This is a genomic window from Pseudomonas sp. NY15374 (genome assembly GCF_048068255.1).
GTDB classification, from domain to species: Bacteria; Pseudomonadota; Gammaproteobacteria; order Pseudomonadales; family Pseudomonadaceae; genus Aquipseudomonas; species Aquipseudomonas machongensis.
Genome location: NZ_JBLUPZ010000006.1, coordinates 220,683 through 236,372, shown reverse-complemented (window position 1 = coordinate 236,372; position 15,690 = coordinate 220,683). Strand labels below are relative to the sequence as shown.

The 15,690-nt window shown below is 64.6% G+C and carries 15 protein-coding genes; 7 read left to right on the top strand and 8 right to left on the bottom strand.

Annotated features, from left to right (window positions below; genetic code table 11):
* Positions 1-813, top strand: coding sequence for a gamma-carboxygeranoyl-CoA hydratase (locus ACNFHO_RS15140; protein ID WP_416766758.1), 813 nt, complete (start codon positions 1-3; stop codon positions 811-813).
* Positions 810-2,765, top strand: coding sequence for an acetyl/propionyl/methylcrotonyl-CoA carboxylase subunit alpha (locus ACNFHO_RS15135; protein ID WP_416766757.1), 1,956 nt, complete (start codon positions 810-812; stop codon positions 2,763-2,765). The genes ACNFHO_RS15140 and ACNFHO_RS15135 overlap by 4 nt, the downstream gene beginning before the upstream one ends.
* 202 nt (positions 2,766-2,967) lie before the next feature.
* Here the strand turns inward: ACNFHO_RS15135 and ACNFHO_RS15130 are convergent, their stop codons facing one another.
* Positions 2,968-3,627 (bottom strand): S24 family peptidase, encoded by a 660-nt coding sequence (locus ACNFHO_RS15130; protein ID WP_234465131.1) that lies wholly within the window; start codon positions 3,625-3,627, stop codon positions 2,968-2,970.
* 130 nt (positions 3,628-3,757) lie between these two features.
* Between ACNFHO_RS15130 and ACNFHO_RS15125 the strand changes: the two genes are divergently transcribed.
* From ACNFHO_RS15125 to ACNFHO_RS15115, 3 genes are all read left to right on the top strand, one after another.
* Positions 3,758-4,066, top strand: coding sequence for a DUF6124 family protein (locus ACNFHO_RS15125; protein ID WP_054894738.1), 309 nt, complete (start codon positions 3,758-3,760; stop codon positions 4,064-4,066).
* A gap of 440 nt (positions 4,067-4,506) precedes the next feature.
* Positions 4,507-5,022, top strand: coding sequence for a DUF4880 domain-containing protein (locus ACNFHO_RS15120; protein WP_416766756.1), 516 nt, complete (start codon positions 4,507-4,509; stop codon positions 5,020-5,022).
* 106 nt (positions 5,023-5,128) lie between these two features.
* Entirely contained in the window at positions 5,129-6,277 is a 1,149-nt protein-coding gene (locus ACNFHO_RS15115) for a M14-type cytosolic carboxypeptidase (protein ID WP_416766755.1), read from the top strand.
* Positions 6,278-6,312: 35 nt separating this feature from the next.
* Here the strand turns inward: ACNFHO_RS15115 and ACNFHO_RS15110 are convergent, their stop codons facing one another.
* The 7 genes from ACNFHO_RS15110 to ACNFHO_RS15080 all read right to left on the bottom strand — a co-directional run bounded on the left by ACNFHO_RS15110 (position 6,313) and on the right by ACNFHO_RS15080 (position 12,669).
* The gene (locus ACNFHO_RS15110) at positions 6,313-7,284 is read right to left on the bottom strand and encodes a spore coat U domain-containing protein (protein WP_416766754.1); all 972 of its coding nucleotides are present in this window, start codon (positions 7,282-7,284) and stop codon (positions 6,313-6,315) included.
* Positions 7,281-9,578, bottom strand: coding sequence for a fimbria/pilus outer membrane usher protein (locus ACNFHO_RS15105; RefSeq protein ID WP_416766799.1), 2,298 nt, complete (start codon positions 9,576-9,578; stop codon positions 7,281-7,283). Before ACNFHO_RS15105 ends, ACNFHO_RS15110 begins: the two co-directional genes overlap by 4 nt.
* Positions 9,579-9,685: 107 nt before the next feature.
* Entirely contained in the window at positions 9,686-10,465 is a 780-nt protein-coding gene (locus ACNFHO_RS15100; RefSeq protein ID WP_054894733.1) for a molecular chaperone, read from the bottom strand.
* A 51-nt stretch (positions 10,466-10,516) separates the two neighbouring features.
* Positions 10,517-11,020, bottom strand: coding sequence for a spore coat U domain-containing protein (locus ACNFHO_RS15095; protein WP_416766753.1), 504 nt, complete (start codon positions 11,018-11,020; stop codon positions 10,517-10,519).
* Between the two features lie 3 nt (positions 11,021-11,023).
* Positions 11,024-11,557, bottom strand: coding sequence for a spore coat U domain-containing protein (locus ACNFHO_RS15090; RefSeq protein WP_054894731.1), 534 nt, complete (start codon positions 11,555-11,557; stop codon positions 11,024-11,026).
* Between the two features lie 17 nt (positions 11,558-11,574).
* Positions 11,575-12,108, bottom strand: coding sequence for a spore coat U domain-containing protein (locus ACNFHO_RS15085; protein ID WP_063544175.1), 534 nt, complete (start codon positions 12,106-12,108; stop codon positions 11,575-11,577).
* A 33-nt stretch (positions 12,109-12,141) separates the two neighbouring features.
* Entirely contained in the window at positions 12,142-12,669 is a 528-nt protein-coding gene (locus tag ACNFHO_RS15080) for a spore coat U domain-containing protein (RefSeq protein ID WP_416766752.1), read from the bottom strand.
* Between the two features lie 289 nt (positions 12,670-12,958).
* Between ACNFHO_RS15080 and ACNFHO_RS15075 the strand changes: the two genes are divergently transcribed.
* A complete protein-coding gene (locus ACNFHO_RS15075; RefSeq protein ID WP_112897908.1) occupies positions 12,959-15,202 on the top strand; it encodes an ATP-binding protein in 2,244 nt (747 codons plus the stop codon).
* Between the two features lie 23 nt (positions 15,203-15,225).
* Positions 15,226-15,687: a response regulator gene (locus tag ACNFHO_RS15070; RefSeq protein WP_054894727.1), complete on the top strand. Its 462-nt coding sequence runs from the start codon at positions 15,226-15,228 to the stop codon at positions 15,685-15,687.
* Positions 15,688-15,690: the final 3 nt, after the last annotated feature.

Below are 15,690 nucleotides of genomic sequence, written 5' to 3'. Positions count from 1 at the left end.
ATGAGCGATTTTGCCACCCTCGAAGTGATAAAGGACCCTCGCGGCTTCGCCACCCTGTGGCTGAGCCGCGAAGACAAGAACAACGCCTTCAACGCCCAGATGATTCGCGAACTGATCGTTGCCATCGACCAACTGGGCGAAGATGCCAGCCTGCGCTTCGTGCTGCTGCGTGGCCGTGGCCGGCACTTCAGCGCCGGAGCAGACCTGGCCTGGATGCAGCAGTCGGCGCAGCTGGATTTCAATACCAACCTGGACGACGCCCATGAACTGGGCGAGTTGATGTATGCGTTGCATCGCCTGAAGACGCCGACCCTGGCAGTGGTCCAGGGCGCCGCATTCGGTGGAGCGCTGGGCCTGATCAGTTGCTGCGACATGGCCATCGGCACCGAGGACGCACAGTTGTGTCTTTCGGAGGTACGCATCGGCCTGGCACCGGCGGTGATCAGTCCGTTCGTGGTCAAGGCCATCGGTGAGCGTGCCGCCCGCCGCTATGCCCTGACCGCCGAGCGCTTCAGCGGTGCGCGCGCCCGCGAACTGGGCCTGCTGGCCGAGGTGTACCCCGCCAGCGAACTGGACAACCAGGTCCAGGCCTGGATCGACAACCTGCTGCTCAACAGCCCGCAGGCCCTGCGTGCCACCAAGGACCTGCTGCGCGAGGTGGACGACGGCGAGCTGAGCCCTGCCCTGCGTCGTTACACCGAGAACGCCATCGCCCGCATTCGCGTCAGCCCCGAAGGCCAGGAGGGCCTGAGCGCCTTCCTGGAAAAACGCCGCCCCGCCTGGCAGCCCGTCGACAAGGAACCTCGCCCATGAGCCACCCCACGCTGACCACCCTGCTGGTCGCCAACCGCGGCGAGATCGCCTGCCGGGTGATGCGCACCGCCAAGGCCATGGGCTTGACCACCGTCGCGGTGCACAGCGCCACCGACCGTGACGCCCGGCACAGCCGCGAGGCCGATATCCGCGTCGACCTGGGCGGCACCAAGGCCGCCGACAGCTACCTGGTGATCGACAAGCTGATCGCTGCAGCCAAGGCCAGTGGCGCACAGGCGATTCATCCCGGCTACGGTTTTCTTTCCGAGAACGCAGGCTTTGCCCGCGCCATCGAGCAGGCCGGGCTGATCTTCCTCGGCCCACCGGCCAGCGCCATCGATGCCATGGGCAGCAAGTCGGCGGCCAAGGCCCTGATGGAAGCTGCCGGGGTGCCGCTGGTGCCCGGCTACCACGGGGACGCCCAGGACCTGGAGACCTTCCGTGCCGCTGCCGAGCGCATTGGTTATCCGGTGCTGCTCAAGGCCAGTGCCGGCGGGGGCGGCAAGGGCATGAAGGTGGTCGAGCAGGAGAGCGAGCTGGCCGACGCCCTGGCCTCGGCACAGCGCGAGGCGCAGTCGTCGTTCGGCGATGCGCGGATGTTGGTGGAAAAGTACGTGCTCAAGCCTCGGCACGTGGAAATCCAGGTGTTCGCCGACCAACACGGCCACTGCCTGTATCTCAACGAACGCGACTGCTCGATCCAGCGTCGCCACCAGAAAGTTGTCGAAGAGGCACCGGCACCAGGCTTGTCGGCGCAACTGCGCCAAGCCATGGGCGAGGCTGCGGTGCGCGCAGCCCAGGCGATCGGTTATGTCGGTGCGGGCACGGTGGAGTTCCTGCTCGATGCCCGCGGCGAGTTCTTCTTCATGGAAATGAACACCCGCCTGCAGGTCGAACACCCGGTCACCGAGGCGATCACCGGGCTGGACTTGGTGGCCTGGCAGATCCGTGTAGCGTGCGGCGAGGCATTGCCGATCACCCAGGAGCAGGTGCCGCTGGTCGGCCATGCCATCGAGGTGCGGCTATATGCGGAAGATCCGGCCAATGACTTCCTGCCGGCCACCGGCACCCTGGCGCTGTACCGCGAGTCGGCACCAGGCGAAGGGCGTCGGGTCGACAGCGGGGTCAGCGAGGGCGATGTGATCTCGCCGTTCTACGACCCGATGCTGGGCAAGCTGATCGCCTGGGGGCAGGATCGCGAACAGGCGCGTTTGCGCCTGCTGGCGATGCTCGACGAGTTCGCCATCGGCGGCTTGAAAACCAATATCGCCTTCCTGCGGCGCATCCTCGCCCATCCGGCCTTCGCCGCCGCCGAGCTGGACACCGGCTTCATTGCTCGTCATCACGAGGTGCTGCTGCCCGCCACAGGCGAGCGCCCGGCGATGTTCTGGCAAGCCGCTGCCGAGGCCTGGCTGCAGAGCGGCACACCACGGCGGCGCGCAGACGACGGTGACTCGCCCTGGGCCCACAACAATGGCTTGCGCCTGGGCCTGCCAGCTCGCAGCAGCCTGCACCTGTCATGCGACGGTCAGGACCAGGCCGTGGCGCTGCAGAACAGCGCGCCCTCGGCATTCCAACTGCTCGGCGAGCACTTGGTTCAGGATCAGGATGGCCTGCGTCGGCGCTACCTGGCCATTCGTCGCGAAGGGGTGCTGTACCTGCAATGGGCGGGCGAACTGCACGCGGTCACGGCGTTCGATCCGATTGCCGCCGCCGAGGCCAGCCATAGCCATCAGGGCGGTCTGGGCGCGCCCATGAACGGCAGCATCGTGCGCGTGCTGGTCGAAGCGGGCCAGGCGGTGGAAGCCGGAACAGCGCTGGTAGTGCTGGAGGCGATGAAGATGGAGCACAGTATTCGTGCACCGCAGGCGGGGACAGTGAAGGCGCTGTTCTGCCAGGAGGGCGATATGGTCAGCGAAGGGACGGTGCTGGTGGAACTGGAGGAGCGCTGAGGGCCCAACAAGAGCAGCTGTCTTGTTCAAATCCAAAGGCCAGCCCAATCCACTGTGGGAGCGGGTTTACCCGCGAACACGGGCGCAGCCCGTGCCAGGCAGCGCGGTGTCTTTTTCGCGGGTAAACCCGCTCCCACAGGAGACTGGCCGATTTTGAACCTTTGTAGGCCGTGTGCCGCCCCTGCAGGAACACCGGGCGGGGTCAATGCCGCCCGTGCGACCTCACCACCACGCCCAGCACTTCGAAATCCTCGCCGCACAGCAGCTTCGGGTAGGTCGGGTTCAACGGTTTGAGGTACCGCTGCCCGCCATCCTCGACCAGTTGCCGGAACATCGCCGAGGTGCCCTTCTGTCTGGCGATCACCAGCTTGCCTGGCGCCGCCGGCACGCCCGGATCCACCAGCACCAGCATCTGCTCGGGCACGCTGGGGCCGGTCGCTGCGCTCATCAGGTCGCCTTCGACCGGCAACCAGAAGGCTTTGCCCAGCGCCGCATAGTCGGTCTGCTCATAGACAATGCAACCCTCGGGCCACGGCCCGTCCAGCTCGGTCCAGGCCAGCACGGGGTAGCGGAAGCACATGATGTACTGCTGCAGGTCGTCGTCATCCCCGCCTGCCTCGGCCGCATAGGTGCCATTGCGTTCGGCCAGTTGGTCAATGCGTACCATGCGCAGCGAAACATGCAGGTGCGCCATGCCCAGGGCCTGCAGGACCTGGTTCATCATGCCCACCTTCGGCTGGCGAGTGCCGCGCAGCCAATGGCCAACACCGCCCTGGGTCACCCCAACGCGTTCGGCGAGTTGCTCCTGCGAAAGCCCCAGCTCTCGCATCCTTTGCTTGACCAGCGCGATCCATTTTTCCATCGCCCGCACGATACGGACTGCCCATCAGCGCTCAATACACATATTGTATTATTAATCTGATAGTCATGAGTACTTTTCGTATTAGTATTCGAGTGTACTGATTTCCCTATCACGCTCAACAGGTAACAGGATGAAACCGATGACACATCCAGAAAAGGATTTGGACGGCGAAGCTGCGCGTCGCGCGCTCGACTACTACCTCAACCCAACACCCCCGCACACCAGCATCGACAGCGTGCCCTGGCGGCTGCGCGACGAGGTCTCCCCCGAGCAGGCCAACGCGCACGCTTTGGCCTTGTTGCGCTGCGCAGCCGCCACGGCACAGCAAACCGGTAGCCACCAACAGGGCACGACCCGAGAGGTGCTGTTCGCACTGATGCATATGGTGAACATGGCCCGCGCGATGCTGGAGCAACGGCAAGCGCCACAGGGGCTATGAGAGACGGGAGTTCGTGATGGCCGGGTAATGAACATTGCCCGGTTGCCGGACAGAGGAAGCGCACAGGAAATTATTTTTCTGAAGGACAGAAAAATCATTTGACTTGCAAATGATAACGATTATTATTGCACTCAGCAGGTCGCGAGACCCGCTGGATAACCTGGAGCCCTCAGGTCGGGCGCTCAGATTATCTCCTCATCAGGCTAATCACGGTTTTTGACCCGGCTTTTTGCCGGGTCATTTTTTTTGGCTCTTCAGGCTAATGAAGAAGGGTTACCGCATTGAATGGCCGCGATGATAGCAAAGGTGTGTCAATTCGTGAATGCGTGTTGCAGCGTTTTGCGCAAACAGCACTTGAGAATCAATCTCGTTAAGATTAAGCTGCCTGCGCATCAGGGAGGATGCCCCCTCTCCCCCTCTTCTCGCGCAAGGAGCCGTCCATGACCCGTCTGCTGCTGCCCCTCGAGCATGGCCCGCAAGTCGTCCATACGCCTACCGAAGACGCGCTGCTGCATGGCCTCAAGCGCTTGCCGCGCCGGGTTCAGCAGGTGTTTCTGCTCAGCCGCCTCGACCAGCTCGGCATCGCTGACATTGCTGCCCGTCTCGACCTGCCCCTGCTGACCGTCGAACGCCATCTCTTCCAGGCCCTGCAAAGCGCATTACCGCGTGGCGAACCGCTGGCCAGCATTGCCGGGCAATGGTACGTACGCCTGCAAAGCCCGGAAGCGACCACCTGCGAACGCATCGACTTCCGTCGCTGGCTGGACGCCGCACCAGAGCATCTGCAGGCCTTCGAGCAGACCGAATGGTGCTGGCGCAGCCTGCTGGCTCCAGCCCGCCACTTGGGCCAGGATGGCGGATATCGCAATGGCCGCGCAGCACTCTCGATGGGTGGGTGTTCGATCGCCGTCGGCCTGGGCGTTGCCGCATTGATCGCCTTCGGCCTGCTCGGCTGATACGCCAGCGCTGCGCGCGAGGGCTTGTTGCGTGAGGGGCCAGCACAGACACCCCACCTGTCGTTGAGCTACAGTAGCGTCACAACAAAGCCACAGGAGTCTGGCAATGACCGTGACGCTGTCCCCACTGCAGATCGACTGCGATTTCGATTCCGGCAATATCCAGGTACTGGATGCCAGTGACCCGCGCCTGGTGCGCCTGGCCATCCGTCCCGACACCAATAGCAGCCACCTCCAGTGGTTCCATTTCAAGGTGAGCGGCTTGACGCTGGGGCAGACCCACCGCTTCAGCCTCGACAACGCCCATGAGTCCTCCTACAAGAACGCTTGGGACGGCTACCACGCCGTGGCGTCGTACGACCAGCAGAACTGGTTCCGCGTCCCCAGCAGCTTCGACGGCAAAGCCCTGGCGTTCGATTTCACGGCCGAGCAGCCAGAGGCCTGGTTCGCCTACTTCGAGCCCTATCCGCGCGCACGCCACAACCAGTTGATCGAGCGCGCGCTGAAGATTCCCGGCGTCGAGTTGCTGGCCAGTGGACGTAGCGTCCAGGGCCGCGACATTCCTCTGCTGCGCGCCAGCAAAGGCACAGGCGCAAAGCGCAAGCTATGGCTGATCGCCCAGCAGCACCCCGGCGAGCACATGGCCGAGTGGTTCATGGAAGGCGTGATCGACCGTCTCGAAGGCAACGATGCGACGCTCCAGCGTCTGCTTGCCGAAGCTGACCTGTACCTGATTCCCAACATGAACCCTGATGGCGCCTTTCTCGGCCACCTGCGCACCAACTTCAAGGGCAAGGACCTCAACCGCGCCTGGCAGGATGCGAGCGTCGAGCTGAGCCCGGAAGTGTTCTTCGCCCAGAGCCAGATGAAACTGCACGGCGTCGATGCCTTCATCGATGTGCACGGCGACGAGGAAATACCCCATGTGTTCACCGCAGCCTGCGAAGGCAACCCCGGCTACACACCGCGCATCGCCAGGCTGGAGGAGCAGTTTCGCAGCACCCTGTGCAGCGTGACCAAGGACTTCCAGACCGTCCATGGCTACACCCGCGACCAGCCTGGCCAAGCGAACATGACGCTGGCCTGCAATGCGGTCGGGCAGACTTACGACTGCCTGTCGCTGACCTTGGAAATGCCGTTCAAGGACCACGACGACAACCCCGATGCCCGCTGCGGCTGGTCTGGCGCACGTTCCAAGGCACTGGCAGGTGCCGTGCTGGAAACGCTGGAAAGGATGGTCAAGGACCTGCGCTGATCACCTGCACCGCGCAGGCCCGCCCGCCGGGCACCTCAGAACTGCACATCGAGAATCACGCTGTCTGTGTAGGTCGCCGCAGGCGGCGTCGCCTGGTCGGTGTAGACCTTGGCGTTGTAGTTGAACACCTGGCTGCCGGTCCCTGTGCCGGCGCCAGGGTTGACGTTGGCGTCGCTGCTCGCGCGCCGGGCAGCGCCCACCGATCCCCAGCGCACGGTGCCGGCGCTCTTGAAGATGTCGTAGGCCAGGTAGTTGTTCGCCGTGGACTTCATCCGCCGACGGCCGGCTGACACATTCTGCCCATCGTCCAGACCGACCGTATAGTTGCTGCCCTTGGTACAGGCGATGTTGATGCTCTGGTTCACCGTCGCGAACCCGGCCACCACCGGTGCACTGGCGAAACTGATGTTGGGGGTGGTGATCTGGCAGTCGTTGCTGACGGTCAGTGTCACGGTCAAGGTCTGCGTCCCGCTGCCGATGTCGCGTCCCAGGCAGATATTGCCCAGGCCGATGCCTGAGCAATAGTTCCAGTCCCAGAAGATCGACAGGGTCTCGGTGTAGACGCCTGCCGCAACGTTGGCACCGACCACGGTGCGCAGGTACAGCGGCACCGACTTGGGCGAGGTCCCGTTGAGCAGCCCCAGGGCGTCGATGATGCCATTGGGCGCGAAATCGAAACGGGTGCCGCGGCTGATCGGAAAGTTGGTGGTGTTGTTGGCGTAGATCGTATAGGGGATGACGTCGCCAGTTGGCCCGACCATGCCAGCGCTGGTGGAGGTGATGGTGGCGTAGAAATGGTCACTGCTGGTCAACAGCGACAACAGCGAGCCGGTGCACGACAGCCCGGCATTGGTGGTCGAAGCCGGTTGCACCGTGGTGCGCACCAACGTCGAATTGATCGTGCCGAAGGAGGCAGGCACCGTGGCCCCCAACGAACAGGCCGACCACGCCTGAGCGCAAACGGCACACAGGCCCACCCCCAGCACAACCCTGCAAAGGGCGTTCATCGGCACACCAGTGGGCCGATCAGCGGAATCGGCCCCTCCCCTTCGGGCAAGTCGAATTCGACCTGGCACTGCCCGCCATCGGCAACGTCCACCTGCAAGCGATTGTGCGCCGAGAGGTTCTCCAGGTAGACCAGGCCATCCCAGCCCACCACGGCCTCGCTGCCGCTCTGGGTGTCCCTGACCCGACTGCCCAGCTTGAGCTCCTGCTGGTTGGCATCGACCAGCACGATGCTCGCTGCCAGCACCCGCTTGAGCGGGAACTCCAACAGATAGCCACTGCCCCGACGCACCGCAACGCGTTGCTCGACCGTCGATGCCAGCACATCGGCGGGCAGCTCCATGGGGTCGATCTCGTACTTGCCGCGGTAGTAGCCGCTGCTGTAAGGCACCAACAGACGACCATTGCGGTCGGTGCGACCGACCACCTGGTTTTCGTAGCGCACCGGCACATCGGCGTAGCCACTGGTGCTGACGACCACGAAAGCATCATCGATACGGTTGGCGGCGAACATGCCCGAGTCCATCAGCACCAGCGAGCCGCTGGCATCGGCCCAGCGCGTCATCTCGTCGCTGCTGCCGTAAACCCCCGCCTGCAGCTGCACGGATTGCAGGCGCCAGGTGACATCGGCCTGCCGATAGGCGCCGCGATCACCACCATTGGCATAGCCCAGGTTGTACCCCACACCGCCACCCACCGGCACTGCGCGGCTGTAGTTGACCCGCTGCAGGTCCTGGCCGTCCTTGCTGCGCTCGGCGCTGAAGGCCAGGGTGCCATGGGTGTCGAACGGGACCACCAGCTGTGCCTGCACCGCCCATTGGCTGTCACCGACATCGCGGTTGGCCGACAGGTACAGGCTGCTGTTGCGCCACAACGGCTTGCTCCAGCTCAGGTTGATCAGCCGCGTGCGCGAGCCGTCCCCTGCGCGCACGTCGAAATAGCCAGCACCGACGCTGCCGTAGCGATCCAGGTTCAGGCTTACGGTCGCCTGCTCGCTACGGGTGCTCAGGCGGGTGTAGGGGTTGTCGACCAACGTCAGGTCGGCGTAGTCGCCATGCCGCTCGATCCGCTGGTAATTGAAGCCGATACGCCGGCTGTTGTACTGGTAACCCAAGGCCACCTGCTGCCCGGTGTCGCCCTCGAAACGGCTCTGCGCCACGGCGGCGTTGAGCACACCGAAGGTTCCCAGGCGCAGGTTGCCCCCCAGGCCACCGAGCATCATCGACTCGGCCGTTTCGGCATGGGTCTCGAGGGTGAAGTAATCGGACACGCCATGGCGCAGGCTCGCCGAGGCAACCGCCGGCCCGTAGCCGAAATCCTTCACGGCATAGTCGCGACGCAGGCTGCCGGCAGCCACCGAAAAGTCCGACAGCCCCTCGGCCAGCAAGCTGCTGGTCACGTAGAACGGCAAGGTCGTCGAGACCTGGCGCCCGAGCGCATCGGTGGTCACCACCACGGCTTCGCCAGCACCGTTGATGAACGGCACGTTGGTGAGGGTGTAGGGCCCAGGTTGCAGATCGGTGGTGCTGGTCTTGTAGCCGTTGATGAACAGGTCCAGCGAAGTGGGTACCGCCGCCTCGCCCGCAAAGGCCGGCAGCGGATAGGTGACCAGATCCGGGCGGGCGGCGAAGTCGCGGGACACCTGCAAGCCGCCGACCCGCACCGAGCTGCTCCAGGGCAAGGCGCTGGTGACCAGATCGCCTGCCTCGTAGGTCAACAGGCGCTGCTCGTCGGTGAAACGCCAGGTGGTGTCGTAGCGCAGGAAACCTTCGCGGCTCTGATTGTTGGGCGCGCCGTTGAACGATTCGCGCCACTGCCCGGTGGTGGAGAAGGTGCCCCAACTGTCGAACACCCGCAGCTCGTTCCAGGCGGCAAGATAGGTGCCGGCATCATCGGTGTCGTTCAGGTACAGATCGTAGTTGAGCAAGGCACCGAAACTGCTGCGCGCATCGCTGGCCGGGTACAGATTGCGCCCGCCGAACTGCTGGTCGGGCAGCCAGGCCGGCGGCACCTGCAGCAGCAGGCGCTGGTTTTGGCTGTCGTAGTCCACATGCAGGCCGGCGATACGCTCCAGCGCCACCTCGCCTTGAGGATCGCCCGGCACCAAGATGCCCGCCGCACGCAGTGCATCGCTGGCCACATACAGTCGCCCAGCGCGCTGCTGCACCGGCACCAGCTCAGCCTTGGGCACCTGGTTCACCAACAGATCCAGGTACAGGGTGGCATCGGCAATCGCCGTGCTCTCTGCCGGGGGTGGCGGCAGATCGTCGGCCACGCCAAATACCGGCCCGAACATCGCCAGGCCCAGCCACCACCGGCACGCCGCTCGCCGCCAGCCACTCACACACGGTTTCCAACCATCGGCGGGTCCTCCCTGGCCCCTCCACTACCCGCATTTGCAGGTCACTGCCCTTGGCTGATGGCCTGAGCCACCTCCTGGCCATTGACCCGTCCCTTCAGCACGCTGCTTGCGCCCAGTGCGGCCGGTGCCGGCCAGCGCATGCTGGCCCCCGGCAGCACATAACCCAGCAAACCCTCGACCAGCGGTTTCTGCTGGCCTCCTTGCTGCAGCACCACATCGGTGAGGCGCGCATGCACCGGCCCGGTGTTGCGCAGCTCGACATACGGCTTGCCCTGTACCGTCACTGCACGCCAGCTCAATTGAGGCTTGCCGACACCTTCGGCGCTACGCTTGCCCTCGGGGTCGGGCTTGCCCCACAGGCCTTCGCCATACACGAACAGCGGGACCGAATAGCGCATCTGCAGGCGAATGGCTGCCTTCGGCCCTTCGGTATTGCTATCGGGCGGAGTTGGCGAGGGGATCTCGTCGATGATGATCCGGTAGGCTTGCTCCTGGCCCACCGGCGACGTGCCCGTGCGGGTCAGTCGGATCAGTTGCTTCTGACCTGGCGGAATATTGGCCACAGGGGGGCTGCCGATGATCTCGCGCTGCGCCTGGAACTGCTCCTGATAATCGCCCTGACGCCAGGCAAACACCCGCACTTGCAGGCTGGCCGGCGCGCTACCGCGGTTCTCCAGCCATAGCGCGCCGGCCTTCTGGTCGGCCTCGAGCACCGGATCGATCGGCCAGATCAGCACCGACGTCGCTGCTGCCACCGGCAGGCTGGCCAGCAGCAATGCCCCGATGATGATGTTCCGCGCCGTGTTCGCCCCTGCCCCCATGCCGCTCTCCTCTGTCTTGTCGATAGCCGTGCCTGAACGTGCGGATCACCGTCACCAGGTCACTGTCACTTGCACTACATCGGTGTAGGTCCCCGCCGGCACATTGCCGGGCAACTGGATGCGGCCATACACCGGCAACTTGATCGCCGTCGGATCGCTATAGCTCACCGGCACGCTGGTACCGATGGTCAGGGCCAGGCTCAACGCCGCATCGCGAAACAGCTGGTAGGCCACCAACTGCGTGCCGCCACTGCGCTTGAGATTGCGCGTGCCGCTGGCACTGTTCTGCCCGCCATCGAGGCTCATGCCAAGAGTCACGCCCGGCGTACATTGAAAGGTCACCGTGGTGCCGCCCAGCGCGGTGCTCAGGGTGGCGGTGGACAGCGCCGACTGGGTGCCGAAATCGAGTACGCCGTAGGCGCTCACGCCGCCGACCACCAGGCAGCCTGCGGTGATCTGCGCGCTGACCTGGAAGGTACTGGTGGTCGCTGCCGTCGAGGGCGACGTCCACACCAGCCACAGGCCCGCCAGCAGTGCGTGGGGCCAACCGCGCATGGGTCAGAAGGTCAACTCGACCGCGACCGTGTCGGTGTACACCCCGGCCGGCAGGCCCGCCTTGCCGCGCGCCTGGCCGTACAGGTTGACGGTCTGGGCGACACCCGTGCTGGTCGGCAGGGTGATGGTGCCGTCGATGGCCAGCAGTTGCGTACGACCGGTATCGGTGTAGAAGTCGTACGGCACGAAGTTGCCAGCGCCATCGGCCAACGCGCGCGTCCCGCCGCTGGATGCTCCGTCGTGGGCACCGGCCCGCACACGAATCGCCGGCACGGTGCCAGCCGAGCAGAGAATGCTCATGGCCCCGCCACCGCCACCGAGCACCTGGCCATTGGCAGTGGTGAACAGAGCATCCTGGGTGCCGAAGTTCAGGCTACCGAAATTGAGCCCGGAGGTGCCGGCGCTGCCATTGACCTGGCAGGCCGAGATCAACGTCAGGGTCGAGTTGATCGTCCCGGTCACGGTGGCCGCCTGGGCCTGGGCCGCCAGGGCAAGACCCAGGGCGGTGAGGATGCAGCGGATCGATGTGCTTGCCATGGGAATCTCCTTGCGTGTTACCAGTCCAGGGTTACTCGAAGGGTGTCGCGGTACAGCCCGGCCGGCAGCGCGCGCGGCTGCGCGACCACCACACCGTAGATCGGGACGGGCACCTGCTCGGTGCCTTGGATGGTGAAAGTGCGAGCCTGGCCGATGCCATAGCGGCTGTTGCCACCAGGGTCGACGGCCAGTTGATAAGGGATCAGCTCACGGCCATTGCTCAGTTGGCGTACGCCGCCACCGCCATTGAGGCCTTCGTCGATGCGCACGCTGAACGCACGCACCTGAGGCGTGCAACTGATCTGCAGGCTGCCCTGCCCACCCGCCTCGTCGACACGAGTGCGCAACGGCCCGTCCCAGGTCGGCCCCTGTGCGCCGAAGTCCATCAGTCCGGGATTGCCAAGAGTGGCCGGTTGCTGGTCGCTGCTGATCTGGCAGGCGCTGCTGATCACCAGCCGTGCCTGGATGAACCCGGTGGTGCTGCCATGCGCCGAGGTGCCGGGCAGCAACAGGGGCCCGAGGGTCAGCAGCAGCAATGAGGTACGGTTCATGTCGGCGCGTCCTTGTGCATGTGGATCCGCTCCCTACCAGGTGACCGTGACTTTGAGCAGGTCGGTATACAGACCGGCTTTCGGTACCCAGGCCAGACGGTCGATGCGGGCATACAGCGGGAGTTCCACCGCGCCGCTGTCCGGCACCCGCGCCGATTGTGCGACGTCTACGGCCAGCGGCTCACGCCAGGCAGCGTCGCGATAGAGACGATAAGGGATTGGGCGCAGTTGCCGATCATTGCCGCCCAGATAACGCACCTCGCCCACCCCGCCATGCTGGCCGCCATCGACCCTGACCTGATACGGCGTATCGGGATTGCATTCCAAGCGTGGCGGGCGTTGGGCAAGCAGTACGCCGCTCAATGGCGCATCAGGGCCGTCCAGGCGCGCGACGCTGCCCAGGTCGATTCGACCCAGGGCCTGCGCACCCGCGTCGCGCGGTTGGTTCACCAGCATGCAGCCTCGCTGCACCTGGACCCGCACTTCGACGAGAAAATCCGCCGCTACGGCACTACCACTCAACAACAGGCCCAACAGCGAGGCCAGCAAGCGCTCCGTCACCGAATATCCCTTCCAGTGTTCCCTGTGCTGTTTTGAGCGTAGCAGTAGGATTGGATCCTGCTAGCGTGTGGAAAATTTCTCACCTCCTCAGCCCTCGGCCAAGCCTCGCCCCAGGGCCTGAGGTGGGGAACTTATACAAATTTCAACCTCACGTAGAACCTCCCCGAGCAATAGCCCTCAAATGGCCATAACCCCGGCGAAAACGCTGACTTTCTGATACCTTGCACAGTGCACGACCTGTGCCAGACGCCTATGGCCACCGCTTGTGGCCACGACGGGAGAGTTTTTCTTGACCACCGCCCAGAACGCCTTCGATCAAGCCGTGGAACGCTGCGCCCAGGAGCCGATCCAGGTTCCAGGCAGCATCCGGCCCCACGGCTTTCTGCTGGTACTCGACGAACAGGACCTGCGTATCCTGCAGGCCAGCGAGAACGCCCAGCGCTGGCTTGGCATCCCCACCCCGGCGCTGATCGGCTGCACCCTGCCCGAGCTGATGGATCAGGGTTTCGATGCCCGTCGCAAGTTCGCGCGCCTGCCCGAAGACGAAATCTTTCCCTTCCACATCGGCGACGTGAAACTGCGTGAAGGTGCGCCCTGTACCGATAATCTGCGCCTGCTGGCCCACCGCCACGACCAGGTACTGATTGCCGAGTTCGAGCCCTGTCGCCCGGCCGCCGCCCTGGGTGAGCACGACGACTACTATCCGCTGGTGCGCGCCTTCGTCAGCAGCCTGCACCAGGCCACGAGCATCGAGGAACTGCTCCAGCAGTCGGTGGTGCAGATCAAGCGCATCACCGGTTTCGGTCGGGTCAAGGCCTACCGCTTCGATGCCGAGGGCAACGGCCAAGTGCTGGCCGAAGAGGCCGATCCCGGCTATCCAAGCTACCTGGGCCTGTGCTTCCCTGCCTCGGACATTCCGCGCCAGGCTCGCGAACTGTACAAGATCAACCGTATCCGCCTGATCGAGGATGCCAACTACCAGGCCTCGCCCTTGATTCCCAGCCACAACCCTCGCACCGGCAAGCCTCTGGACATGAGCTTCGCGGCCCTGCGCAGCGTCTCGCCCGTGCACCTGCAGTACATGCGCAACATGGGCACGCTGGCGTCGATGTCGGTGTCGATCATGGTCGATGGCAAGCTCTGGGGGCTGGTGTCCTGCCACCACCAACAGCCGCGCGCCCTGGATTTCCGCACCCGCGCCGCCTGCGAACTGCTGGGCAGTGTACTGTCGCTGCAGATCGAGGCCCACGAGGCACACTGCGCGACCCGCACCCTGCTCGACTTGCGCCAACGTATCGTGCACATGCTTTCGGCCATGGCCGACTACGACAGCGTCAGCGACGGGCTGCTCAGCCTGCCCGATGTGCTGCTGGATTTCGTCGGCGCCAGCGGTGCCGCAATCATCAGCGCCGAACGTTGCGACCTGATCGGCCACGCGCCGCCCGAAGCGCTGGTCAATGAACTGGTGCAATGGCTGTCCAGACGCGGTGACGATGGCGTGTTCAGCAGCGACAACCTGGGCCGCGACATCCCCGAGCTGCCCGCCCTGGCCGAACACGCTGGCGGCGTGCTGGCGGTGGCCATCTCCCAGATTCATTCGCACTATTTGCTGTGGTTCCGCCCCGAGCAGGTGCGCACGGTCAACTGGGCCGGCCAACCGCTCAAGGAGGTCAGCGCCCAGGGCAACCTCAGCCCACGGCACAGCTTCGACAGCTGGCAGGAAGAGGTCAGCGGCTTCTGCGCCGCCTGGGACCCGTTGGTCATCGATGGCGTGGCTGAACTGCGCACCGCTGTGCTGGGCATCGTGCTGCGCAAGGCCGAGGAACTGGCGCAACTGAGCGGTGAACTGCAGCGCTCGAACAAAGAGCTCGAGGCCTTCTCCTACAGCGTCTCCCACGATCTACGCGCCCCACTGCGGCACATTGCCGGCTACTCCGAACTGCTCAGCGAAGTCGAGGGCGAAGGTCTGTCCGAACGCGGCCAGCGTTTCCTCAAGCACATCGGCGAGGCCGCGCATTTCGCCGGCACACTGGTGGACAACCTGCTCAATTTCTCGCAGATGGGCCGCTCGGCCCTGCGTCTTTCGGATGTCGACCTCAATGCGCTGGTCGACAACATCCGCCTGGAATTCGCCCCGGATTACAGCGGCCGCGAGATTGTCTGGGAGATCGCGCGCCTGCCCAAGGTGATCGCCGATCCTGCCTTCATCAATCTGGTGCTGCAGAACCTGATCGCCAACGCGATCAAATACACCCGCGGGCGCGAGCCTGCACGCATCGAGATCGGTGCACACGAGCACGCAGACCGAATCGAGATCTTCGTGCGCGACAACGGCGTGGGCTTCGACATGACCTACGCCAGCAAGCTCTTCGGCGTCTTCCAGCGTCTGCACCGTATGGAAGACTTCGAAGGCACCGGCATCGGACTTGCCAGCGTGCGCCGCATCATCGAGCGGCACGATGGTGAAGTCTGGGCCGAGGGGGAGGTCGACAAGGGTGCCACCTTCCATTTCGCCCTGCCTGTCATCCGTTAACACCTGAGGTAACCGTACTCATCATGCTCAAACCGATCCTGCTGGTCGAAGACAACCCCCGGGACCTGGAGCTGACGCTCCTGGCCCTGGAACGCAGCCAGTTGGCCAACGAAGTCATTGTCCTGCGCGATGGCGCCGATGCCCTCGACTACCTGCTGCGGCGTAACGCCTACGCGACACGCGACGACGGCAATCCGGCGGTGCTGCTGCTCGACCTCAAATTGCCAAAAGTCGACGGCCTGGAAGTGCTCAAGGAGGTGCGCGCCACGCCAGAACTGCGCAGCATTCCCACCGTCATGCTGACCTCCTCGCGTGAAGAACCCGACTTGCTGCGCGCCTATGAGCTGGGTGTCAACGCGTACGTGGTCAAGCCGGTGGAGTTCAAGGAGTTCGTCGCCGCCATTTCCGAGCTCGGGGTGTTCTGGGCCGTGCTCAACGAACCACCGCCCGGCTCGCTGCGCCTGAACCGGCGTGGCAGCAACTGAAGG